Source organism: Paraburkholderia polaris (assembly GCF_012927345.1).
GTDB classification, from domain to species: Bacteria; Pseudomonadota; Gammaproteobacteria; order Burkholderiales; family Burkholderiaceae; genus Paraburkholderia; species Paraburkholderia polaris.
Map to the genome: position 1 here is coordinate 31,708 of NZ_JABBGJ010000054.1, position 23,171 is coordinate 54,878.

Here is a 23,171-nt window from a genome sequence, read left to right on the forward strand (position 1 = left end):
TCCCCGCGGCGGGCGTCTCAGACAGCAGGCGTGTCGAGGAACACCGGTAGTTGTTCGGCCACCTCGGAAAACGCTTGCAAGCGTGGATGCGCCGCCTTGGAGACGATCTCCGGCAAGAACATCTGCGTGAAATTCCACGCGACGGCCACTGTCACGTCCACCGCGCCGAAATGGTTCGGTTCCACCGGCAGTGCCGCCGACGCGAGGTCCTCTTCGAGTTCGCGGTAAGCGGCGTGCAATTGCGCGGTCACGCGATCGACCCACGGCTCATGCTGTTTGTCCGCCGGACGCAGATTGCGTTCATAGACGATCTGCACGCTCTTTTCACAAGCGGCCAGCGCGAGGCCCGTGAGGCGTGCCGCGCGCAGGCAGTGCTCCGGTTGTGACGGAAAGATCCGTTGATCCGGCGCGGCGAGCGTGGCGACGTACTGCAGGATCACTGTCGAGTCCATCACCCTCTGGCCGTTGTCGAGGATCAGGGTTGGCGCTTTCACGACCGGGTTGATCTTCGCGAAAGCCTCATACGTGCTGAACACGGAAATCGACTGGTGCTCGAAGTCGAGCTTCAGCAACTTCAGGCAGATAGCGACGCGACGCACGTAGGGCGAATCCAGCATTCCAATCAGTTTCATCTCATTCCCGTTAGAAGATCTATATGGCTAGCCCGGACGGGCGAGTGTGCGGTTATTCGCTTGCCAGGCCGAGCTTGCAGAGTATTAAAACCATAGACTAATCGTCTTGCCGCCGCAAAAAAAGCGACATTAATCGACGATTTACGTCAGAATTTCTTACATGAAGCCCATTCCACCGCTTACCGCTCTGCGCTGTTTCGAAGCCGTCGCCCGGCTCGGCGGTGTCACGCCGGCCGCGCGGGAATTGCATGTCACGCATTCGGCGGTCAGTCAGCAGATCAAAGTGCTGGAAGAGTCGATGGGCGTCGCGCTGTTCGTGCGCGAAGCGCGTGGCCTGCGGCTCACCGACGAAGGCCGGCTCTACGCGCTCGAAATACGCTCGGCGCTGCGCGACATCACGCAGGCGACTCGCCGCGCGCAGGCGCGTCCGCACGAAAGCGAGCTGGTGATCGCGACCGTGCCGTCGTTCGCGCAGCATTGGCTCGTGCCGCGCCTCGCGGGCTTCCGCGAGGCGCATCCGTACTATCGCGTGCGCCTTCTGACGAATCTGCAGATCGAGGATTTTCGGCAGGGCACGAGCGACATCGGCATTCGCATGGGGCAGGGACATTGGCCCGACGTTGCGCAACAGAAACTATTCGACGACGACATGCTCGTGGTCGCGGCGCCGCATTTCGCGCTCGGGCCGCACGGCCGGTTTCCGCGCACGGCCGAGGACGTGCTCGCGTGTCCGCTGATCTCGAGCCCCGACGCGCCCTGGAGCGACTGGTGCCAGGCGGCGCAGGTGGCCGAGCCGGCTGCTGAAGCGCTGGTGTTGTCGGCGAACGATTCGAACATCGTGATCGGCGCCGTGCTGCTCGGGCAGGGCGTCGCGCTCGAGCGGCGCAGCCTCGTCGCCCATGCGCTGGCGCGGGGCGAACTGCTGCAGATCACGGACATCCGTGTGCCGTATCGCTATCCGTACTGGCTCGTGTGGCAGCAACGCGAGATCCTGAACGCGAAACAGGCGCATTTCGCCCAGTGGATCGACGCGCAGGTCGACGCCTATTTGCGTAGCGGCTCGTGAGATTCTGTGCCGATTGGCGCGTGCAGGCCGCCGCTCGCGGGGGATTACCGGTTTCCGGGCGAGTGACAGTCGTATATATTCAAGTTTCCCATCTCAGACTTCACCGGGAACCACGAAGCATCGATTCACGTGGCGTTGCGCCCGCCTTTCGCTGCTCGCACTCTGTCATGGGCGTTTCGCCGTCGAATATCTGCCAATCCGACTGGAGAGAAAAATGACGTCTTCACCTGCAAAGAAATGGGCTGTGCTGCTGGCATCGGTTGTACTGAGCGTGGCTTCTGTTGCACCGGCGTTCGCGCAAAGCGGCGGCGGTGGTGGTGGACCGGCAGGCGACGATTCGGATGTATCGAAGCCGACGGCCGCATCGAAACCTGCGGCTACCACGAAGGCCGAACGCAAAGCTGCCCGCAAGCAGGCGCGCGCGAAGAAGAACGCCGAGTTGAAGCAATTGGAGAGCAACGGGTATAACCCGTCGCGCAACGATCCGAACTATCCGACGGATCTCCAGAACGCGCAGAAGAAAGCGGCGGCGGGCGCGGCTGCGAGTCAGTAAGTGGCTGCGAGCCGGACAGCGGTTGCGGGCCGGATAGCTGTTGCCGGCTCCGCTGCGCTTGCGCTGGGTGATCCTGGCAAACGCAACCCGGCAAACGCAACCCGGCAAACGCAACCTGGCAAACACAACGTGTGAAACTAAACGAGGCGCTCAGGCGCCTCGTTTTCGTTCAATGTCCGCCGTTCAATCCAGCGCCGGCAGCGCGCGCGGGCGCCGGTCGCTATCGGTCGCGACATAGGTCAGGGTCGCTTCGGTGACCTTCACGAGGTCTTCGGTCAGGCTCATGCGCTGCGCGTAGACCTCGACCGCCACCGTCACCGACGTATTGCCCGTCTTGACGATATCCGCGTAAAAGCTCAGCAGATCGCCGACGAACACTGGCTGCTTGAAGACGAACGAATTGACCGCGATGGTCGCCACCCGCCCGTTGGCACGGCGGCTTGCCGGAATCGAACCGGCGATATCCACTTGCGCCATGATCCAGCCGCCGAATACGTCGCCGTGGACATTCGCGTCCGATGGCTGCGGCACGACGCGCAGCGCGCAAGGCTTTTGCGGGAGTTGAAGAATATCGGTCATCGGGGCACCCTTGAAATTCGTAATGGCTTCGTCGGCTCGACAGGCAGGCGGGGGATTTCACGACAACTGCACGACACAGCGGCACCACACCGCGGTACGGCCCAAGCGGTACGGCCAGCCGCACGGCCCACGTGCAACCGGTGGCCGGACAGCCCATGAAAAGCGGCGCCAGCCAGCTTCTGCGACAATAGAAAGATCAGGAATTGTACGGGAAAGCGCCCAGCCGGGTCGCGCGACATGAAGCAGGGTGCCGGGTTTGCACGCTGCCAGTCGGTGCGCCGCTGCGAACTCCGTCGCTTCCACACTCTCCCCAGCCAATCCCATGCGCCGTACGCCCTCGTCCGAACCTTCACCGATCTCGACCCAGCCGCGCAACGACTGGCAAACGATCCTGTCGCTGCTGCCCTACCTTGCCACCTACAAATGGCGCGTCGGCTTCGCGCTAAGTTGCCTGATTGGCGCGAAGGTCGCCAATCTTGGCGTGCCGATCGTGATGAAGCGGATCATCGACGGCCTCTCGTCGGTGAAGCATCTCACCGCGCTCGGCCGTGCGCACGATTCGCCTGGCATGGTGCTGCTCGGCGGCGTCGGTTTGATGGTGGTCGCCTACGCGGTGGTGCGGTTGTCCACCTCGCTTTTCACCGAGCTGCGCGAAATTCTGTTTTCGAAGGTGACCGAAAGCGCGGTGCGGCAGCTCGCGCTGAAAGTGTTCCGCCATTTGCATGCGCTGTCGTTGCGGTTTCATCTCGATCGGCAGACGGGCGGCATGTCGCGCGATATCGAGCGCGGCACACGCGGCATCACGCAACTGATTTCGTATTCGCTGTACAGCATCCTGCCGACACTCGTGGAAGTCGGTCTCGTGCTCGGCTTTTTTGTCGTCAAATACGAGGCGTATTACGCAATCGTCACGTTCATTGCGCTCGCCGCGTACATCACGTTCACCGTGAAAGTCACCGAGTGGCGCACGCATTTTCGCCGCACGATGAACGATCTCGATTCGAAGGCGAATTCGCGCGCGATCGATTCGCTGCTCAACTACGAGACAGTGAAGTACTTCGGCAATGAAGAGTGGGAAGCGCACCGTTACGACGAAAATCTCAAGCGCTATCGCACGGCCGCGATCAAATCGCAGCGTTCGCTGTCGGCGCTGAACTTCGGGCAGCAGGCGATCATCGGCACGGGGCTCGTATTCATTCTGTGGCGCGCGACCGAAGGCGTGATGGCCGGGCGCCTCACGCTCGGCGATCTGGTGCTGATCAACACCTTCATGTTGCAGCTCTATATTCCGCTGAATTTTCTCGGCGTCGTGTACCGGGAACTGAAGCAAAGCCTCACCGATATGGACCGCATGTTCACGCTGCTTGGCGCGGCTCAGGAAGTGCCCGATGTGCCGGACGCGCCCGAGTTGCGGGTGAGCGGTGCACAGGTGCGCTTCGAGCATGTGAACTTCTCGTATGAGCCGGCGCGGCAGATTCTGCACGACGTGAGCTTCACGATTCCGGCGGGCAGCACCACGGCGGTGGTCGGCCATAGTGGCTCGGGCAAATCGACGCTCGCGCGGCTGATGTTCCGCTTCTATGATCTGGATCGGGCAACGGGCGGTGCGATCACCATCGACGGTCAGGATATTCGCGACGTCACCCAGGATTCGTTGCGTGCTTCGATTGGTATCGTGCCGCAGGATACGGTGCTGTTCAACGATTCGATCTACTACAACATTGCTTATGGACGTCCGTCGGCCGCGCGCGAGGAAGTGATCGCGGCGGCGCGTGCGGCGCATATTCACGAGTTCATCGAAGGGCTGCCGAAGGGGTATGAGACACCGGTCGGCGAGCGTGGCCTGAAGTTGTCCGGCGGTGAAAAGCAGCGCGTCGCGATTGCGCGAACCATCCTCAAAAACCCGCCGATCCTGCTGTTCGATGAAGCGACTTCGGCACTTGATTCGCGCTCGGAGCGCGCGATCCAGCATGAGCTCGATCAGATCGCCCGCGAGCGTACGACGCTGATCATCGCGCACCGGCTCTCGACGGTGGTGCACGCACAGCAGATCATCGTGATGGACAAGGGGCGCATCGTCGAGCGCGGGACGCATGCCGAATTGTTGCGTGCGAACGGGTTGTTCGCACAGATGTGGGCGTTGCAGCAGCAACGTGCCGCAGAGGCGTCGGAGTCGGCGGAAACGGTAGGGGCGGGGGATGGCGGGCGTTAAGCAAGCGGCGGCGGCTCAGTAACCTGGCCCTGGCCGTCGCCTTGCTCGTTGCACGTTGAGCGGCGCGTTATCGCAACGTGCCGCTCAACAAGCCTTGCTGTACTCAGCGTGCACTCAAGCGCTGATCCAAAACCTGCAGTTGCGCCGGCGTACCGACGTTCTCCCACAAACCCTCATACAACTCACCGGTCGCGAGACCGCCTGCAATCGTCTCGCGATAGTAAGGCGTGAGCGCGCGCCGCGTGCCGCGCGGCAGATCGCGAAACATGCGCGTGTCGTAGAGACCGATGTTGCCGAACGTAAAGCGCGGTCGCGCATCGAGCGAGAGTGTTCCGTCGACCAACCCGAAGTCGCCGTTCGGATGAAACGCCGGGTTCGGCACCATCACCAGATGCATGCCCGGCCCGGTTAGCGCCTTCAGCGCTTCGGTGCGCGTATTCAGCGTCGCGTAATCGAAATCCGCGTAGACGTCGCCACTGACTGCGACGAATACTTCACTCTTGCCCTCGTCTTCGAGCAACGGCAGCGCCTGCACGATTCCGCCCGCCGTCTCCAGCGCTTCATGCTCGGCCGAGTAGCGCAGTTGCACGCCCCAGTGCGAACCGTCGCCGAGCGCGGCTTCGATCCGCTCGCCGAGCCACGCATGGTTGATCACAATGGTTTGAAAGCCGGCGTGCGCAAGGCGTTCGATCTGCCACACGATCAACGGTTTACCGCCAACCGGCAGCAAAGGCTTCGGGCACGTGTCGGTCAACGGACGCATGCGCTCGCCGCGCCCGGCGGCGAAAATCATCGCTTTCTTCAGAGACATCGTCATCGGTCAGAACGTGTAGCCGACTTCATTCGCGCGGCCTTCGAGCTCGTCGAGCAGCTTCGCGAACGGACGCAGCGGCGCATAGCGTTCAGCGACCTTGCGGGCATAACCGATGAAACGCGGCAGATCCTTCATGTAGTGCGGTTTGCTGTCGCGGTAGTTGATCCGGCAGAACAGCCCCAGCACTTTAATGTGTCGTTGCAGCCCCATCCATTCCAGCTGGCGGTAGAACTCGCCGAAGTCCGGATCGACCGGCAGGCCCGCTTTTTTCGCGCGCTCCCAGTAGTACACGAAGCAATCCAGCTCGAACTCTTCGTCCCAGCCGAGGAAGGCGTCGCGCAGCAACGAGGCGACGTCGTACGTGATCGGGCCATACACCGCGTCCTGGAAGTCCAGCACGCCGGGATTCACGGGGGGGGCGGCCGCGATCATCAGATTGCGTGGCATGAAATCGCGCAGCATGAACACCTGCGGTTGCGCCCGGGCGCTCGCGATCAGCAGCGCGAAGGTGCGATCGAGCAGTCCGCGGGTCTTTTCGTCGACCTCGCGGCCCAGATGGCGGCCGATGAACCACTCCGGCATCAACTCCATCTCGCGGCGCAGGAAGGCTTCGTCGAACGGCGGCAGCACCCCTTCGCGGGACGTGAGCTGCCAACGGATCAGCGCATCGAGCGCGTCGCGCATCAACGAGCGGGCGCGGCGCGGGTCGTCGCCGCTTTGCGCCTCAGTCAGCGCGCCGAGGTACGAATCGGTGCCTAAATCGGTGACGAGCATGAACCCGGCGTCGAAATCGACCTCCAGCACGCGTGGCACATGCACGTTGGCGGCCTCGAGCAATTGCGCGATTTGCACAAATTCGCGGCACTTTTCGGGCGGCGGGGCATCGACGGCGATCAGGGTGCCGGCGCTTTCGCCTTCCGCCGCCTTACCGGCGAGCCGGAAATAGCGACGAAAACTGGCGTCGGACGAAGCCGGGGCAAGCGTGTCGAGCTCGAGCGCATAGCGCGCTGCGTGGGCGTTCAGCCAGGCCTTGAGTAATTCGAGGCGGGTATCTGTGGAGTCTTTGGAAAGGGGCAGCGTCATGAAAACCGGCGGCAAATTCAGAGGGGCAACGTCTTGCCATATAATACCCCACGACTTTTTTGACGCGACTCACGCCAGCTTTCGCGTGTTCCGCTTTACCGCCCGCCTCATCGTTCGACAGATTGTAAATATTGATGTGCAGCCGACTGTCACGGTCGGGGTGTGCAGGCGGTGGATCGTGACTGCAAAAGCTGACGGACGGGCCGATTCGCCAAACGATACATGCCGCCTAGACAGCTTTCCCAAACGACTCCCTCTTGTGCCGCAGTGCCGCGCAAAAGGCGGCTCGTAGCGGCGTTGATCGCCGTTCCGGGCCTGATGCCCGCGCTTGCGCACGCCCAGCTGGTGGGGGAAGCCGCGCAGCCGCAGCCTATCGACGCGCCCTGGGGCATGCAGCTCGCCCCGCAGCTCGAAGAACATCCGTTGCAGGCAGGCCAGAAGCCGGCCACCTTCGTACTTGGCGATACGACCAGCGGCACCACCGACCAGGACATGGCCGCGAAAGGCTCGGCCGAGGTGCGGCGTAACACCTTCGTGATCAAGGCCGACGCGCTGCACTACGATCAGGACACGGACATGGCCGACGCATATGGCCAGGTTCACCTGAACAACAACGGCGCCACGTTCGCCGGCCCGGAAGCGCATATGCGGGTGGACTCGAGCGAAGGCTTCATGTCCGCGCCGAAGTACCACTTCAACGTGACGGGTGGCTCGGGCAGCGCGGAGCGCGTCGACCTGCTCGACAACGAGCGCTCGGTGTTCACGAAGGGCACGTACACGGCTTGCTCGTGCACGGACAATCCGGCCTGGTACATCAAGGGCAGTGAGTTCGATTTCGATACCGGTGCGGACGAAGGCGTCGCCTACAACAGCGTGCTGTTCTTCCAGGGTGTGCCGGTATTCGCTTCGCCGTGGCTGTCGTTCCCGCTGTCGGGCGACCGGCGCAGCGGCGTCCTGCCGCCCACGTTCTCGCTGAGTTCGTCGAACGGCTTCGAACTGTCGGTACCGTATTACTTCAACATCGCGCCGAATCGAGATCTGACGGTCACACCGCGTCTGATCTCGAAGCGCGGTGTGCAGTTGCAGTCGACCTTCCATTATCTGTCGCCCACGTATTCGGGCTCGATCACCGGTGAATTCCTGCCGGATGACCACCTGACCCATACGAATCGCTACGCGCTGTACATCCAGCACAACCAGAATTTCGGCGACGGGTTCGGCGGTTACATCTACTACAACAAGGTCTCGGACAACACGTATCCGGAAGACCTGTCGTCGTCGGTCAGTCAGTTCATGAACGGCACCCAGCTCCTGTATCAACAGGAAGCCGGGTTGACCTATAACAACGGCCCGTGGTCGGTGCTCGCCCGCGAACAGCACTGGCAGACGCTGACACCGTCAGTGGCGCCGTACGGCCGCGAGCCGCAGTTGAACGTGAAGTACGCGAAGTACAACGTCGGCGGCTTCGATTACGGCGCGGAAGCCGACTACTCGAATTTCCGCATCACTACCGCAGACACCACGCAGGGTCAGCGGGTGATGTTCAACCCGTACCTGTCGTATTCGGTGGTCGGGCCCGGTTACTTCGTGACGCCGAAGGTGCAGTGGCACTTTGCGTCGTACAACCTGAGCAATATCGGCAGCGACCTGCCGGCCGGCTCGCCGAAGAATTTCACTGAATCGATCCCGACGCTGAGCTTCGATACCGGCCTGGTGTTCGATCGGTCGGTGCGGCTTTTCGGTCAGGATTACATCCAGACGCTGGAGCCGCGGCTTTACTACGTCTACACGCCGTACCGCAATCAATCGCAGGCGCCGCTGTTCGATACGGCCGACTCCGACTTCGGGCTGGCGGAAATCTTTACGCCGAACACCTTCGTCGGCAACGACCGGATCGCCGACGCGAACCGTCTGACCGCGGCTATCACCACGCGCTTCATCAACCCGGCCACGGGCGACGAACGCGCGCGTTTCGTGATTGCGCAGCAGTACTACTTCCAGGATCAGCGCGTCACGCTGCAGCCGGGCGAGACCAGCACGCAGGCAACGCATTCGGACCTGATTCTGGGTGCATCCCTCAAGCTCGGCGCCGGTTTCGCTTCGGAAACGGCGTTCCAATATAATGCCGACAACGACCAGTTGACCAAGACGAGCGTCGGCTTCGGGTTCAGTCCGGCCAGCGGCAAGGTGATCAACGTCGCATATCGCTACACGCGCGCGAACACCACGCTGGACAACCAGCCGATCAACCAGGTGCTGATTTCGGGGCAGTGGCCGTTGACGCACCGTGTGTACGGGGTCGGCCGTTTCAATTACGACCTGGGCGGCCATCGGATCGTCGACGGTCTGGTCGGTCTGCAATACGACGCCGACTGCTGGACGCTCGGCGCCGGGATTCAGCGCTATGCGAACGGGGTGAACACTTCGTCCCAGCAGCAGACGGGCACGCGGTTTCTTGCTCAGTTGACGTTCAAGGGCTTGTCGAGCGTTGACAACGGGCTGATTTCCGCGTTCCGCGCCAGCGTGGCGGGCTATACGCCGTTGCCGCCGCCGCCGCCGCCGGAAGCGCGTTTCACCAATTACGAATGACGCTCGCCCGATCATTTATAGAATGCGAAAAGACGGGCCAGGCGCGCCCGACATCATTGGAGTATCTGTGGCAATCATGAAAAAGCTTCGCTTGGCAACGCTTGCGGCCGGTCTTGCCGCCGCAGCGTCTTTCCTGTCGGTCGCGCCGGTACAGGCGCAGGCGCTGTCGTCCGGCAATGGCGGCCAGACGGTCGACACCATCGCCGCAGTGGTCAACAACGGTGTCATCACGCGGCGCGAGCTCGACGAGCGTATCGGCCTGATCACCCGCCGGCTGAACCAGCAGAACGCGCCGGTCCCGCCGATGGATCAGTTGCGCCAGCAGGTGCTCAACCAGATGGTGCTGGAACGCATCCAGTTGCAGAAGGCGAAAGAAGACGGCATCAATATCGACGACGCCACCGTGCAGAAAACGCTCGAGCGGCTCGCGCAGGCGAACAACATGACGCTCGACGTGTATCGCTCGCGTATCGAGGCGCAAGGCGTGCCCTGGACCACCTTCACGAGTGACGCGCGCACGGAGCTCACGCTCTCGCGTCTGCGTGAGAAGGAAGTGGACAGCAAGGTCACGGTGTCGGACGCCGAGGTCGCGAACTACATCGCCAGCCAGCGCGGCCCGAATTCCGGCTTGACGAGCGATCTGCAGCTTCAGCACATCTTCGTGAAGGCACCGATGAACGCCTCGGAAACCGACATCGAAGCCGCGCAGCAAAAGGCTCAGGCCCTGCTAACTGAAGCTAAGGGCGGCGCCAACTTCGAAAAGCTGGCGAAGTCGAATTCGCAAGCACCGGATGCGTCGAAAGGCGGCGATACGGGTTTCCTGCCGCCGTCCAAGCTGCCGCCTGAGTTCGTCAAGGCCGCCTCGGCGCTGCGCCCGGGCGAGGTCAATCCGGATCTGATCCGCACCAACGACGGCTTCGAAATCGTGCGCCTCGTCGATCGTCGCGCCGGCCAGGGCACCAGCTCCGATGCACCGAAGCTCGTGCAGACACACGTTCGCCACATTCTGCTGCGCGTCGGCGACGGCATGTCCGAGCCGCAAGCACGTCAGAAGTTGCTCGAAATCAAGAATCAGATCGCAGCAGGCGGCGACTTCGCGAAGTTTGCTCACACCTACTCGCAAGACGGTTCGTCGTCGCAAGGCGGTGACCTCGGCTGGATCAGCCCGGGCGAGACGGTGCCGGAATTCGAGCGCGCCATGAACAGCCTGCAGGACGGTCAGATCAGCGACCCGGTGCGCAGCGAATACGGCTATCACCTGATTCAGGTGCTGGGCCGCCGAGAATCGGAAGGCTCGGTTTCGCAGCAGATGGATCTGGCGCGTCAGGCGATCGGTCAGCGCAAGGCGGAACAGGCCTACGCAGACTGGCTGCGCGAATTGCGCGACACCGCCTACGTGGAAGTGAAGCCCACGATTGCGAGCGCGCAATAAACATCATGACAACCGCCGCGCAGTCCACCAGCCTGCCGTTGCAGATCGCGATCACGACCGGCGAGCCTGCCGGCGTCGGCCCCGAGCTGACCGCGCAGGCGCTGGCGGGCGCGGCGGCGCATTGGCCCGGCGCACAGTTCACCGTGCTGGGCGATGCGGATTTGCTGGCTGACCGCGCGCGCGCGGTAGGCGTCGACTGGGTCGCGCTGGTGGCTGACGGCAAGCGCGTGCGGGTGCAGCACCGGCCGCTCGGCGCACCCTCGCTGGCAGGCAAGCTGAACGCCGCCAACGGCCGCTACGTGCTCGATCTGCTCGACAGCGCGATCGATGGCGCCGTGGCCGGCACGTTCGACGCGATCGTTACCGCGCCGCTGCAAAAAAGCACCATCAACGACGCCGGTGTGCCGTTCACCGGCCATACGGAATATCTGGCCGAGCGCACGCACACGCCGCGTGTAGTGATGATGCTGGCTGGCACCGGCAAGCGCCCGTTGCGCGTGGCGCTCGCTACCACGCATCTGCCGCTCAAAGACGTCTCCGCCGCGCTGACGATCGAAGGGATCGTCGAGACGTTGCGGATCATCGATCACGATCTGCGCCACCACTTTGGTTTGCCCGCGCCGCGCATCCTCGTGACGGGTTTGAACCCGCATGCGGGCGAAAACGGCTATCTGGGCCGCGAGGAAATCGAGGTAATTTCTCCGGCACTGAAGCTCGCGAACGAGCAAGGCATCGACGCGCCCGGCCCCTATCCGGCGGACACACTGTTCCAGCCGCGGTATCTGGAACAGGCCGATTGCGTGCTGGCGATGTTCCACGACCAGGGTCTGCCGGTGTTGAAGTACGCAACCTTCGGCGAAGGCATCAATATCACGCTCGGCTTGCCGATCATCCGCACCTCGGTTGATCACGGCACCGCGCTCGATCTGGCCGGTACCGGCCGTGCCGACGCGGGCAGTCTGATCGCCGCGATCGATACGGCGGTTTCGATGGCGCAGCACCGCCGCGCGGGCTGATCCATCAGTCGCGGCGCGGTTTCGTACGCGCTTTTCGCTGCTTGCCGTTTTCGCGGTCGTTGCGCGTGTTCCTGGTTTGTCCCGGGTTGTTCCTATTTCTTAAGCAGTTCTCTTTCTTAGCGTTTCTTCGATGTCCACCAGCAGACAGCAGCAGGGCCGGCACCAAGGCCATATCGCGCGCAAGCGTTTCGGCCAGAATTTTCTGGTCGATATGGGCGTGATCGATTCGATCGTCGACGTGATCCGGCCGCAGCGCGGCGAGCGCATGGTCGAGATCGGGCCGGGGCTCGGCGCGCTCACCGAGCCGCTGATCGAGCGCCTGGCGACGCCCGAAGCGCCGTTGCATGCCGTCGAACTGGATCGCGATCTGATCGGCCGTCTTAAGACAAAATTTGGCGACCTGCTCGAACTGCATGCGGGTGATGCGCTCGCGTTCGACTTCGGCTCGCTGGCGGCGCCGGGTGAGAAGGCGTCGCTGCGCATTGTCGGCAATCTGCCGTACAACATTTCGAGCCCGTTGCTGTTTCATCTGACCGCGTTCGCGCATCGCGTGATCGATCAGCATTTCATGCTGCAGAACGAAGTCGTCGAGCGCATGGTGGCGGAACCGGGCACCAAGGCGTTCAGCCGCCTGTCGGTCATGCTGCAATACCGCTACGTGATCGACAAGCAACTCGATGTGCCGCCCGAAGCATTCAACCCGCCGCCGAAAGTCGATTCGGCAATCGTGCGGATGATTCCTTACGAACTGCATGAATTGCCAGCGGTGGACGAGCGCGTGCTCGGCGAAGTGGTGACGGCGGCCTTCTCGCAGCGGCGCAAGATGCTGCGCAACACGTTGGCCGCGTTTCGTGACTCGGTGGATTTCGAGGCCTTGGGCTTCAATCTGCAACGCCGCGCCGAAGACGTGCCGGTGGCCGAATATGTGCGTGTGGCGCAGATCGTGGCGGCTTCGCCGTCGCGCGGCGCCGCGGCCGCCGAGACCGGCGACGCCTGAGTTCGTTGCAGCGTCTTGAAGGAAGCGCGCTGCGTCCTGCAGCGCGCGTGAAACTCCCCACTCCTTAAGCAGCAACCCGTTTCACCGGCGCATTGACCAGCGCAATGCCGGTCAGCGCCAGCGCTGCGGTTATAGGTCATACGATATCAAAACCATCCGGCCCGCGATGCGATGACCCGACCGCCTACGCGTGCTTGTTACGAGCTGCAAGCACTTCGATGACATAACAACACTTACGTCAGTCTATTTTCTTACAGCCCCTGTTTCGCGCTAAGGTTCACCCACGCGCATTTCGTCAGCTTATTCAAACAGCGTGGATTGGCCGTCGTGCAAGGCTCCGATGCTGACTCTGCACCGCACCTGTCGATTTGCGCGGCCTCAAATGAACAAGCGTGCCGGTACTTTGCATCAGGCGTGGCGGTGTCGAAATATCCGTGAAAAGCGGGAATCTGGGCGAGGAGACTAAATGAAGAGCGTAAGCAGGTGGGCGATGGCAGTTGTGCCCGCAGCGTTGGCGTGCCAAATGGCACATGCTCAATCGAGCGTGACGCTCTACGGCGTCATCGACGAAAGTGTGCGGTATCTGACTCACGCAAACAGCGCTGGCGATTCGTCGGTCGGGCTCGGCAACGGTGGCATGACGGAGAGCCGCTGGGGCATAAGGGGCGTCGAGGATCTCGGCGGGGGCTGGTCTACATTCTTCAAACTCGAAAACCGCTTCTACATGAATGGTGGCCAAAGCGATCCCACCTTGCCGTTCTTCAATGAAGCGCAAGTGGGCGTGCGCTCGGATTCCTATGGTCAGGTGATCTTTGGCCGTCAGTACAACGTGATGATCGAGGGCATTACCATCGGCGGCTACGGCAGCAATCTCTGGATTCCGTACGACTTCAGCTTTCAGCCGGAAGTGACGATGACCGGCGGTATCTGGACCAGCAATCAGGTGCAGTACCAGGCGAAATATGCCGGTTTCCATCTTGCCGCCGGCTACGCATTCGGCGGCAACGCGGGCAATTCGTACGGCAGCCAGGTTGGCGTGGCGGCCGCTTATGCACCGGGTGGCCCGTTCACCTTTGGCGGCGCGTATCAGGAGTCGAAAGATTCGGTCAACGGTGCAGCCGCGAAAGCGTGGACCTTCGGCGGGTCCTACACGTGGAACATGACCCGGTTCTCCGTCGGCTATATCGTCGATCAGAATGACGCCGGCTTTTCGAATTTCGCCAACGGGCCGTTCACCGCGCCTGCGTTGGCTGCGCTCAAGTACACGGACTTTTCGCGGCGTCGCATGATCATGGGCGGCATCACGCAGCAGGTCGGCAGGGCGTGGCACTTCGCCGCGAACGTCTGGCGCACGCTGCAGGACGGCAAAACCGCCGCGCAGGACGGTTCGGCATGGCAGTACCAACTGGTCGCCGACTACAACCTGTCCCTGCGTACCGATGTCTATCTGGAAGGCGATTACTCGCTATACCGGGGCGACCTGATCGGCGCACAGTTGCAAGGTGTCAACGGTGTCGGGCTTGCGCAGAAGGGTAGTCAGATCGGCCTGATGGCCGGTATACGGCATCAGTTCTGAGCCCTTACCAACTCCAGCGCGCGCCCAGATTGCCTTCCACCGTGCTGCGGTGCTCGCCGTTCACGTTCATGGTGTAACTCGCGGTGGCGAACACGCTGCCGCGAGCACTCAAATGCGCAACCATGCCGATGCCGAACTGGGCGGCCGTGGCGGCGACATCGGTGGGAATCACGGTCGTGCCGGCGAAGGTCGCGCTATCGGTGCCATTGAAATAGCGCCACAGATTCGCGCGCAGATACGGTTGCCACTGCGTGCCCGCGCCTTCGAAGCTGCCTTGCAGGCGTAGGCCGAGCCGGCCCACCAGGCCGTTCGCCGCGTGAAACGATACGTTCGAAATGCCGTCGTTGAGATCGTTGATCGATGCGTGCTGCCAGATCAGTTGTGCTTGCGGTTCAAGACTGAGATTGGCGCGTAGTGGAATAGGCAGGCCGGCTTCCAGCGAGGTCGTCACGGCATGTCCATGCGTGCTGGCGCCGATGCCCTGATTCGACGATGGATCGAGCGTGAGCGAGCTGCCCATCGCGACCGCATCGGTGTACCAGCCACCCGGACCGATGTGCGTCCAATAAAGGCCTGCGCTGTATGCATTGATCGACAGCTGCCCCGCCGACAGATCGGGGAAGCCGAGCGCGAATCCGTTCACGTCGCCTTGGGCGCGGGCAAAGCCGATGAAGAAGCCGTAGTGATTGCGATCGCCGCTTGCGCTGCGATCCGCATAGATATCGTGACCCACTTGCACGCCGGCCATCGTGCCGCTGAATTCGGGGTTGGCTGCGCCACCGTTGCTTTGCGAGCTGTGCTCGCCCCAGACACGCGCCCATGCGGCGGCAAGCGGGCCGCTTTCGTTCAGCAGCGCCTGCTCGCCCTGGCGGTCATGAAAGGTGCCGATCTGCGCGATACCGAGTTCGCGTGTGAGAACTGGGACTTCGGCATAGACGGGCACCTCCATCCGGTAGAGCGGCGTCGAGGCGGTGCCGGTGGGCGGCGGCGCCGGCAGCGGCGGCGTGCCGGGCGCCGCGATCGGTGCGGCTGCGGCGCTTGGCGTCGGGGTGGGCGTCGGAGTTGAAGTCGGAGTCGGAGTTGGAGTCGGCGTCGGAGCTGGCGCCGCAGCCACACTCGAGCGCAAATACCAGTTGTCTGCCGTCCCTGCACTCACTCCACCCTTGAACAGGTAGTACGTGTAGGCACCCACGGACAGCGGTTTCGGCAGCGTGAACGCGGTCGCCGTCGTCGTCGCGCCGTTAGTCGCCTGCACCACGAGAATGCCGTCCGTCAGCGTGGCACCGCCCGAGCCGCCGACGTTGGCGACGCCGAGCGAAGTATTGCCCGAGCCAACACCCTGCGCGATCACCAGCTTGTCGCTCGGCGAGCCGTCCGCGCCCAGCACCGTTTGTAGCAGCAGGCGACCGTTGAGCCCGGCGTAGTTGCCGTTGATCACCAGCATATTGCGCGTAGCCGTCGCGCCGTTGGTCAGATCGATTGTGCCGGCATTGCTGACGTTCACGAGCTGACCCGCGACCGCCGGCGCGATCGTCGCCGTGCCGCCGAAGCCGCCCGCAAATACCGTGCTGGTCGAATCGACGTTCAGCGCGCCCGTCAGCGTGCCGCTGTCGCCGAGCACGAGGCCGTTGGCGTCGAGCGTCAACTGGCTGCCGTTGGTGACGTTAACGGTCTCCCAGTTGACGAAGCGGCCCAGACCACTCGCCGATGTGCGGTTGAAATTGAGCACGTCGTTGCCGGTGCCGCCGTCGAAGCTCGGCACGCCGGCGAGATTGGCATCGGTGAGGCCGGTGAGGTTGGCGGTGTCGTTGCCTGCATCGAGACGCACGAAGCCGGTGACGGTGCCACCGCTCCAGTTGAAGGTGTCGTTGCCGCTATCGGTCCAGATCGCGCGGCCGTTGCCGCCCGCGATGGTGCCGGTGTTGTTGATGACGGTATCGAACGTGCCGATCACACTGATCGCCTGGCTGCCGGCTGCGGTGATCGAACCGCTGTTGGTGATGGTCGAGGCGCCGCCGGTTAGAGCGATCGAGTTGATTGCGCCTGCAATCGTGCCGGCGTTGTTGAACGTGCCGCCGGCGTTAGCGACAACGGCATTGGCCTGTTGACTGACGATACTCGCGCCCGCCGCATTGTTCAGGGTGACGTTGCCGGAAAAGATGGCGCCGAGGCCGCCGGCTCCACGCGCGTTCACCGAGCCGGTATTCGTCACGACGCCAGGCGCTGTGTCCTGTGAAACAAGACCGTGTGAACTCGCACCCGAGACGTCGATCGTGCCGTGATTCGTCAGCACGTTATTGCCGGTCCCGCCGACGGCGTTGCCGTTGGCCAGCATCCCATACGAACCGGCGCCCGTCGTCGTGATCGAGCCGTTGTTGACGAGCGTGTCGTTATTCGTCAACGCGGCCATGCCATGCGAACCGTCGCCGCTCGTCGAGAGCGTGCCGTTGTTGGTCAGCGTGCCGCCACCGGGGCTCGCAAAGTCGTGCATCGCAACTGAGTCGTTGCCCGTGGTGCGGATCACGCCGGCGGTGTCGTTGAGCATCGTCACTGCGGCGGCGCTGTTGAACATCCCTTCCGATTCGACACCGCTCGTGACGATCGTGCCGCGGTTGATCAACACATCCTGGCCCGTACCGCCGCTCGTGCCCTGTGCCGAGATGGCGTCGAAGGTGTCGCCGGCGCCGTGCAAGGTGCCGAGGTTGGTGACGGTGCTGCCGTCGCGCACAAGGATGACGTTGTTGCCGGTGACGTCGAGTTCGGCGCCCGCTTGCACGTTCACCGTGACGTTGGTGCTGCCGGCAATTGCGGCCACAGGCGTGATGGACGGATTGGGGGCACTGCTGCTGCAGGTGACGGTTTGACCGCTGACCGGCGCGGTGTTGTCACAGGCGGCGAACGCAGGCTCGCACGGCAGAAGAACCGCTATTCCGAGTGCGGACAAAAGGGCTTCAAGCAGACGCAAACGAACAGGCACATGCCGCGAGCATGCACGACGCATACGGTGGTCCTTTAGTAGAACAGGTCTGGTCAGTTCCTGCTGGGTTTGCTATGTGCGCTGCGCCGCCTCTTTGTATGCCGCTGCTGGACGGTGTGCAAGAGAATGTATCGTCGGATGAAATTAGTCAACGGCTCGAATGACACGGGGCAGGAGCGGCAAGCGATATGACCGTCCATGAAGGAACTGCTCTAGAGGGGCGTAAAGGCCAAGTCAACGCCACAGAGACGCCTCGAAAAAACGATGCGAAAGCCCACGCGAGAGACAATGCAAAAACGATGCGAAAGGCCGCGCAAACGGCCGCGCAAAAAACCCAAACATACAGCGCGCATAAGCGATGCGTAAGCGCGGCCTCGCATCTCACCCAGCCGCGCCTTCCATGCGCCGCTTCGACTGTTGCGGATCGATCAACGCGAAACCCGCCGCGCCGACGATCAGCAGCAACGTGCCGGTTACCGCGAAACCGATCTCATAGCCGCGCGCGTCGCCTGCCGCTCCGAGCAACTTGCCCATCGCGACGGGTCCGATGAGTCCGGCGGTGGTGACGATCGAGTTGGTGATCGCGAGCAGGGCCCCGCGCCGCGCCGCTGGCGCGACTTCGGCGACCAGCATCGGACCGAAGGTGAAAGTCTGGATCGCCAACGCGCTGGCGAGCCCCATCAAGGCGACCTTGACGAACGGCGGCGCGCCGAACAATAGTGAGCAGTACGCAAAACCACTCACCACGCATGCGGCGCTGATCAGTTTGCCGCGCGCCACCTTCGACGGCACGCCGCGCTTGAGCATTCGATGCGATGTCATCGCGAGCGCGATGCCGAGCGGGATCTGCGCCGCGACTTGCAGCGCGAACAACCAACCGGCCTGGGTCGCAGCAAAGCCGAGGCCGAGCCGGAAATACGCGGGCACCCACGTGAAGCCGATCGCGATCACCGCATAGCCGACAAAGCATTGCAGCATCACTCCAATGACGGTGCGGTCGCTCAACATGCGCCGAAAGCGCAACGACACCGCACGAGGACCTGCCGCCTCGACGGCAAACGTGGGTGAAGGGTTGTGCTGACGATTGCCCGTCTTGCCCAGGCACAGCCACAAGACAGTCCAGCCGATGCCGACGGCGCCGAGCATGAGAAACGTCGCATGCCAGTGCCACCGCTGCGAGATATAGGTGAGCAATGGTCCGGCGATGATGACGCCGGCAGTCGCTCCTTGTTGCACGATGGCCGTGGGGAGATTGCGCTCGTGGTCGTCGAACCAGGTGTAGACCACATGCAGCGCGAGCGGCGAGGCCGGCCCTTCCCCCGCCCCCAGCAGAACACGGCACAGCAGCAACACGGCAAAGCTGGTCGGCCATGCGAGCGGCAACTGCGCTACCGCCCAGACCAGCGCGAGCGCGGCGAGCAGCCATTTCATATTGATGCGGTCGGCGATCAGTCCGACGGCAATGCCCGAAAGCGAGAACAACACAAAAAACGCGCTGCCGACGAGGCCGAACTGACCGTGCGTCAACTGCATGTCATGCATTAGCGGGATCGCGACCAGACCGAGCACGGCCTTGTCGGCGAAGTTGATCAGCATGAACAGGAATAGCGAGGCGACGATCACCCAACGGCGGCCTTGCGCGGTCTCGCGTGCGTGGGTGGGATGAGCCGGCGCCATGTCGGCAAGCGCCGTGCAGCGCTTCGTGCTGCTGAGGAAAGTGGGCAAAGCATGTCTCCATTTCTCGCGCGGGGCGCTGGGTTTTCGCCCATTTGAGGTGGTATAACTGAATTGTTCAAGTGCATTCTCGTTATCGGGAGCTTGCAAACTATGCATGAGGTCAATTCCCGCCGCCTTACCCATCTGATCGCGCTCGCCGAGGAAGGCAGTTTTGCGCGCGCGGCGGAGCGGGTTCATTTGAGCCAGCCGGCGTTGAGCCGCAGCATTCAGGCGCTCGAAGAGGAAGTCGGCATGAAGCTGTTCGACCGCGCCGCACGCGGCGTCGCGATGACAGCGGCTGGGCGGCTGCTGGTCGAGCGCGCCCGGCGCGTGCTGTTCGAAACACGCTGCCTGTTCCGCGACGTCGAACTGCTGAAGGCGCACGAGCTCGGCGAGGTACGCATCGGCCTCGGGCCCTATGCGGCCGTCGTGCTGTTGCCGGACCTGCTGGTGGAGTTCGCGCGGCGCTTTCCGAAGATCAAGGTGTCGATCGAACTCGGCGAAGGCGATGCGCTGCTCGCCAAACTGCGTGCCGAGCAGATCGACTTTCTCGTCACCGACCGCCGTGTGCCGCCCGTGACGCCCGATGTCACCTTGCAGCGCCTGCCGCGCCACGAGGGCGGCTGGTTCGCGCGGCCGGACCACCCCCTGTTTGCGCGCGACACGGTGCCGCTCGCGGCGTTGCGCGAGTTTCCGCTGGTCTCGGTGACCTTGCCCGCGTTCATGAAGGACGCCCTGCATCGCCTGCTCAAGTACCGTGCCCACGAGCAGATACCGTTGCAGATCGAATGCAACGACGTGGCAGTACTGAAGGACGTTGTTGCGCAGACCGATGCCGTGCTATTTGCCACGGCGTCCGCAGTGCGGCGCGATCTGGAGATGCGGCGGCTGGCGCGCATTCCGCTCGTCAATCCGCCGCGTCTCGCGCTGGAATTCGCGCTGGTGTATCTGGCCGAGCGCACGCCGTCGCCCGCTGCGTATTCCGCGTTGGGACTCGCCGAACAGGTGATGGAGGACGCCAACCGAGCCGCGCAGGGCATGCTGCACCCCGACTCTCTCGCGACATGAATGCGCCGCTGAACGGCAACCAGGTGATCGCACAACCGGCCTCCGTGATTACCCTGAGTGCGGTTGACAAGGCAATCCCGATCACGGACTATCCGGAATCCAGATTCCGGTTTGCCGTGAGTCTTCTTTTTTCAAAGCGGCGAACCGAGGTAGAACAGCGCATGACGACGACTTCACCACGCGGCCGCGAAACGCAGCCCAGCGCCATCGCGGCGCCGCGTCAGACGCGCAGTCAGCAGGGGCTCGTTCGCATGCTGCAAGCCGGGCGCGAGCTGATCGAAGCGAGCGGCAATCTCGACGATCTGTCGATCAACGACATCGTCGAGCGTGCGGGTACGTCGATCGGCGCGTTCTATCGGCGCTTCGACAACAAGGACCGCTTCTTCGAGGTCGTCCAGGACGCGGCGATGGAAGAGGGACTCGAGCATGTGCGCCGGACCGTCGAGCGTGACCCGGCCTGGCGTTCGAACGATGCGGGCATGCTTGCCGATGCGGTCATTTCGTTTTACGTCATGACGTTCCGGCGCAATCGCGGGCTGTACCACGCGTCGTTGCTGCGGGCCTCGCAGCGCAAAGCCAGCTGGGACGCCGTGAAGTCGACCAATCACGAGGTTCTGGCCATGATCGTCCCGCGTCTCGTCAGCGCGTTGGCACAGTCGCGCGGCATTAAGGCCGATGCCAGCGCTACCCAGTCGCTCGAATTCGAAGTACGCGCCAGCTTGCAAATGATTCTCGGCATGCTGGTCAATAGCGTGCTGAACGACCCCGGCCCTTTGTCGCTCTCCAGCCGGCAACTGCGGTCGTGGCTGCAAATCCGGCTGCGGCGCTGTCTCGGATTAGCGGACAGCTGATTTTTTTTGCCTAAAAATCGGAATAAGAATTCCGGTTCCGTTAATAGAAAACCCGTCCAGATGCCGCGCGAATTCCGTTACGCGCATCCAAATGTTCAAGGAGACACCGCATGAGCTCATGTTGCCCCGAACGGGTCCGCAATCCTGCCTTCGACGCGCCGCATATCGGCGAACCGCTCGATGTCGCGTTCGACGCCGGCGTGAATCTCGCCTTCGCCATTGCCGCGCCGACCGTGCCGCCGCGCCTCACCGAACACTCGCGGCGCATGGCGCAGCGTATCTATCGCGTCGCCGAACGCGTGTATTGCGCGGTCGGCTATGCGATCGCGAACATCATCTTCGTGGTGGGCGACGACGGCATCGTGGTAATCGACGCGACTGAGGCGGTGTCCGCTGCGAAACGTATCTATGAGGACTTCTGCGCGATCGATCCGCGGCACGTAGAGCTGCCGGTCAAGGCCGTGGTCTACACGCACAACCACACGGACCACACTGGCGGCGTGCGCGCATTCGTCAACGAAGCCGCGCTCGAGGCGGGCAGCGTCGAGATCATCGCGCACCGCTCGTTGATGGACACCGTGATCAATAACGCGAACCTCGTGGCGCCGATTCTCGCCACGCGTTCGGCCTACAGCTTCGGCACGCTGCTGCCGGCCGGCGCGACCGGCAAGGTCAACGCGGGCATCGGACCGGTGTTGATCGCCGAGCCGGCGAGCTTCTTCGCGCCGACCCGCGTGTTCGACGACAAGCTCGACATCGTGCTGGCGGGCGTGCGCTTCGAGTTCCGCTACGCGCCCTCGGAGGCCGACGACGAAATCGTCATGTGGCTGCCTGAGCTCGGCGTGCTGCTGTCGGCGGAAGTGATCCAGGGCGAGTGTCTCGCGAACGTGCATACGTTGCGCGGCACGCGTTACCGCGATCCGGTGCGCTGGTATCAGACGATTGACATGATGCGCGGCTTCAACGCGGCGCATATGGTGCCGGCGCATGGCCGTCCGGTATCGGGCGCGCAGTATGTCGCCGAGGTGCTGTGCGTGTATCGCGACGCCATCCAGTTCATCCACGATCAGACCATCCGCCACATGAACTTCGGCCTGAGCCCGGACGAACTCGCTGAAGCGATTCCCGCGCTGCCGCCGCATCTCGCGGAGCACGCATGGCTCGGCGAGTACTACGGCACGGTCAAGCATTCGGTACGGCAGGTGTATAGCGGCCAGCTGGGATGGTTCGACGGCGATCCGGCGTCGCTCGATCCGCTGCCGCGCGCTGAACGTTCGCAGCGCATGGTGAAGATGATGGGCGGCGTCGAGCCCGTGCGCGCCGCTGCGCGTATCGCCTTGGGTGACGGCGACTGGCGCTGGGCCGTGGAACTGGCCACACTGCTGGTGCGCCTCGATACAACCGACGCCGACGCCCGCAGCATCAAGGCAAGCGCGTTGCGCGAGTTGGGCTACCGCACGGTGAACACCAACTGGCGCAATTGGTATCTGAGCGCTGCGCGCGAACTCGAACATGCCTACGACGAACTGCCGTTTGCGGGCAGTTCGAGTCTCGCCTCGACAGACGTGCTGCGCGCGCAGCCGTTGCGCAATGTGTTCCAGCGCTTCAGCGTGAACGTCGATCCGGAACGTTGCGCCGACGTGCAGATGACGCTCGCATTCCGCGTGATGGATCGCAATGAAACGTATGCGCTCGAACTACGGCGTGGCGTGTTGCAGATTCACGAGCGCACAGCTTCGGCGATCGACGTTCAGCTCGCGTTGGAAACCAGCACCTTATACGGCATGCTGCGCGACATGGCGACGCAGTTGCCGAAGGGCCTCGAGAGCGGCACAGTAATCCTGGAGCGCGGCACGGCCGAGCAGTTGCGCAGATTCTTCGATTGCTTCGACCAGCCCGCGCGGCGTATGCCCGCGCTGACTACGCGATAGAAGCAACACGGCTCGCATCGGCGCCTCGAGGCAGCGGCACATCGTGCATTGGCGCATCGCGATGCGAAACCCAAGGAGG

17 protein-coding genes are annotated in these 23,171 nt (G+C 63.0%); 11 read left to right on the top strand and 6 right to left on the bottom strand.

Going from position 1 to position 23,171, the window contains the following annotated elements; all coding sequences use genetic code 11:
- Nucleotides 1-17 precede the first annotated feature (17 nt).
- A complete protein-coding gene (locus HHL24_RS37105) occupies nt 18-632 on the bottom strand; it encodes a glutathione S-transferase (RefSeq protein ID WP_169490263.1) in 615 nt (204 codons plus the stop codon).
- 160 nt (nt 633-792) lie between these two features.
- Here HHL24_RS37105 and HHL24_RS37110 point away from each other — a divergent pair, with 160 nt between their 5' ends.
- Both HHL24_RS37110 and HHL24_RS37115 read left to right on the top strand, forming a co-directional pair.
- Nucleotides 793-1,698, top strand: a complete 906-nt coding sequence (locus HHL24_RS37110) for a LysR substrate-binding domain-containing protein (protein ID WP_169490264.1) — start codon at nt 793-795, stop codon at nt 1,696-1,698.
- Between the two features lie 214 nt (nt 1,699-1,912).
- Nucleotides 1,913-2,251 (top strand): DUF4148 domain-containing protein, encoded by a 339-nt coding sequence (locus HHL24_RS37115; RefSeq protein ID WP_169490266.1) that lies wholly within the window; start codon nt 1,913-1,915, stop codon nt 2,249-2,251.
- A gap of 183 nt (nt 2,252-2,434) precedes the next feature.
- Here HHL24_RS37115 and HHL24_RS37120 read toward each other — a convergent pair whose 3' ends face one another.
- Entirely contained in the window at nt 2,435-2,830 is a 396-nt protein-coding gene (locus HHL24_RS37120) for an acyl-CoA thioesterase (protein ID WP_169490267.1), read from the bottom strand.
- A gap of 322 nt (nt 2,831-3,152) precedes the next feature.
- Between HHL24_RS37120 and HHL24_RS37125 the strand changes: the two genes are divergently transcribed.
- On the top strand, nt 3,153-5,042 hold the full coding sequence (locus HHL24_RS37125; protein WP_169490268.1) for an ABCB family ABC transporter ATP-binding protein/permease: 1,890 nt from the start codon (nt 3,153-3,155) through the stop codon (nt 5,040-5,042).
- A gap of 103 nt (nt 5,043-5,145) precedes the next feature.
- On the opposite strand, the gene murU is transcribed toward HHL24_RS37125, so the two are convergent.
- Complete coding sequence (gene murU, locus HHL24_RS37130) at nt 5,146-5,859, bottom strand: N-acetylmuramate alpha-1-phosphate uridylyltransferase MurU (protein WP_169490269.1); 714 nt, start codon at nt 5,857-5,859, stop codon at nt 5,146-5,148.
- 3 nt (nt 5,860-5,862) lie between these two features.
- Nucleotides 5,863-6,939 (bottom strand): aminoglycoside phosphotransferase family protein, encoded by a 1,077-nt coding sequence (locus HHL24_RS37135; protein WP_169490271.1) that lies wholly within the window; start codon nt 6,937-6,939, stop codon nt 5,863-5,865.
- 222 nt (nt 6,940-7,161) lie between these two features.
- Here HHL24_RS37135 and HHL24_RS37140 point away from each other — a divergent pair, with 222 nt between their 5' ends.
- The 5 genes from HHL24_RS37140 (at nt 7,162) to HHL24_RS37160 (ending at nt 14,549) form a co-directional block, all read left to right on the top strand.
- Nucleotides 7,162-9,528: an LPS-assembly protein LptD gene (locus HHL24_RS37140; RefSeq protein ID WP_169490273.1), complete on the top strand. Its 2,367-nt coding sequence runs from the start codon at nt 7,162-7,164 to the stop codon at nt 9,526-9,528.
- Nucleotides 9,529-9,595: 67 nt separating this feature from the next.
- Nucleotides 9,596-10,960: a peptidylprolyl isomerase gene (locus tag HHL24_RS37145; RefSeq protein WP_169490275.1), complete on the top strand. Its 1,365-nt coding sequence runs from the start codon at nt 9,596-9,598 to the stop codon at nt 10,958-10,960.
- A gap of 5 nt (nt 10,961-10,965) precedes the next feature.
- Nucleotides 10,966-11,976, top strand: coding sequence for a 4-hydroxythreonine-4-phosphate dehydrogenase PdxA (pdxA, locus tag HHL24_RS37150; protein WP_169490277.1), 1,011 nt, complete (start codon nt 10,966-10,968; stop codon nt 11,974-11,976).
- Nucleotides 11,977-12,106: 130 nt separating this feature from the next.
- Entirely contained in the window at nt 12,107-12,973 is an 867-nt protein-coding gene (gene rsmA, locus HHL24_RS37155) for a 16S rRNA (adenine(1518)-N(6)/adenine(1519)-N(6))-dimethyltransferase RsmA (RefSeq protein WP_169490279.1), read from the top strand.
- A gap of 466 nt (nt 12,974-13,439) precedes the next feature.
- Nucleotides 13,440-14,549: a porin gene (locus HHL24_RS37160; RefSeq protein ID WP_169490281.1), complete on the top strand. Its 1,110-nt coding sequence runs from the start codon at nt 13,440-13,442 to the stop codon at nt 14,547-14,549.
- Nucleotides 14,550-14,553: 4 nt separating this feature from the next.
- Here the strand turns inward: HHL24_RS37160 and HHL24_RS37165 are convergent, their stop codons facing one another.
- Nucleotides 14,554-17,550, bottom strand: coding sequence for an autotransporter family protein (locus tag HHL24_RS37165; protein ID WP_169490283.1), 2,997 nt, complete (start codon nt 17,548-17,550; stop codon nt 14,554-14,556).
- A 357-nt stretch (nt 17,551-17,907) separates the two neighbouring features.
- Nucleotides 17,908-19,251 (bottom strand): MFS transporter, encoded by a 1,344-nt coding sequence (locus tag HHL24_RS37170; RefSeq protein WP_169490285.1) that lies wholly within the window; start codon nt 19,249-19,251, stop codon nt 17,908-17,910.
- A 102-nt stretch (nt 19,252-19,353) separates the two neighbouring features.
- On the opposite strand from HHL24_RS37170, the gene HHL24_RS37175 reads away from it, so the two are divergent.
- The 3 genes from HHL24_RS37175 (at nt 19,354) to HHL24_RS37185 (ending at nt 23,092) form a co-directional block, all read left to right on the top strand.
- Entirely contained in the window at nt 19,354-20,310 is a 957-nt protein-coding gene (locus tag HHL24_RS37175; protein ID WP_169490287.1) for a LysR family transcriptional regulator, read from the top strand.
- Between the two features lie 161 nt (nt 20,311-20,471).
- The gene (locus HHL24_RS37180; protein ID WP_169490289.1) at nt 20,472-21,161 is read left to right on the top strand and encodes a TetR/AcrR family transcriptional regulator; all 690 of its coding nucleotides are present in this window, start codon (nt 20,472-20,474) and stop codon (nt 21,159-21,161) included.
- Between the two features lie 110 nt (nt 21,162-21,271).
- Entirely contained in the window at nt 21,272-23,092 is a 1,821-nt protein-coding gene (locus HHL24_RS37185) for an alkyl sulfatase dimerization domain-containing protein (RefSeq protein ID WP_169490291.1), read from the top strand.
- The last annotated feature ends 79 nt before the right edge of the window (nt 23,093-23,171 follow it).

What these genes read in the sequence shown, in the direction of transcription:
- HHL24_RS37105 (WP_169490263.1), bottom strand. Translation starts at nt 632, where the DNA reads ATGAAACTGATTGGAATGCTGGATTCGCCCTACGTGCGTCGCGTCGCT.
- HHL24_RS37110 (WP_169490264.1), top strand. Translation starts at nt 793, where the DNA reads ATGAAGCCCATTCCACCGCTTACCGCTCTGCGCTGTTTCGAAGCCGTC.
- HHL24_RS37115 (WP_169490266.1), top strand. Translation starts at nt 1,913, where the DNA reads ATGACGTCTTCACCTGCAAAGAAATGGGCTGTGCTGCTGGCATCGGTT.
- HHL24_RS37120 (WP_169490267.1), bottom strand. Translation starts at nt 2,830, where the DNA reads ATGACCGATATTCTTCAACTCCCGCAAAAGCCTTGCGCGCTGCGCGTC.
- HHL24_RS37125 (WP_169490268.1), top strand. Translation starts at nt 3,153, where the DNA reads ATGCGCCGTACGCCCTCGTCCGAACCTTCACCGATCTCGACCCAGCCG.
- murU (WP_169490269.1), bottom strand. Translation starts at nt 5,859, where the DNA reads ATGACGATGTCTCTGAAGAAAGCGATGATTTTCGCCGCCGGGCGCGGC.
- HHL24_RS37135 (WP_169490271.1), bottom strand. Translation starts at nt 6,939, where the DNA reads ATGACGCTGCCCCTTTCCAAAGACTCCACAGATACCCGCCTCGAATTA.
- HHL24_RS37140 (WP_169490273.1), top strand. Translation starts at nt 7,162, where the DNA reads ATGCCGCCTAGACAGCTTTCCCAAACGACTCCCTCTTGTGCCGCAGTG.
- pdxA (WP_169490277.1), top strand. Translation starts at nt 10,966, where the DNA reads ATGACAACCGCCGCGCAGTCCACCAGCCTGCCGTTGCAGATCGCGATC.
- rsmA (WP_169490279.1), top strand. Translation starts at nt 12,107, where the DNA reads ATGTCCACCAGCAGACAGCAGCAGGGCCGGCACCAAGGCCATATCGCG.
- HHL24_RS37160 (WP_169490281.1), top strand. Translation starts at nt 13,440, where the DNA reads ATGAAGAGCGTAAGCAGGTGGGCGATGGCAGTTGTGCCCGCAGCGTTG.
- HHL24_RS37165 (WP_169490283.1), bottom strand. Translation starts at nt 17,550, where the DNA reads ATGCGTCGTGCATGCTCGCGGCATGTGCCTGTTCGTTTGCGTCTGCTT.
- HHL24_RS37175 (WP_169490287.1), top strand. Translation starts at nt 19,354, where the DNA reads ATGCATGAGGTCAATTCCCGCCGCCTTACCCATCTGATCGCGCTCGCC.
- HHL24_RS37180 (WP_169490289.1), top strand. Translation starts at nt 20,472, where the DNA reads ATGACGACGACTTCACCACGCGGCCGCGAAACGCAGCCCAGCGCCATC.
- HHL24_RS37185 (WP_169490291.1), top strand. Translation starts at nt 21,272, where the DNA reads ATGAGCTCATGTTGCCCCGAACGGGTCCGCAATCCTGCCTTCGACGCG.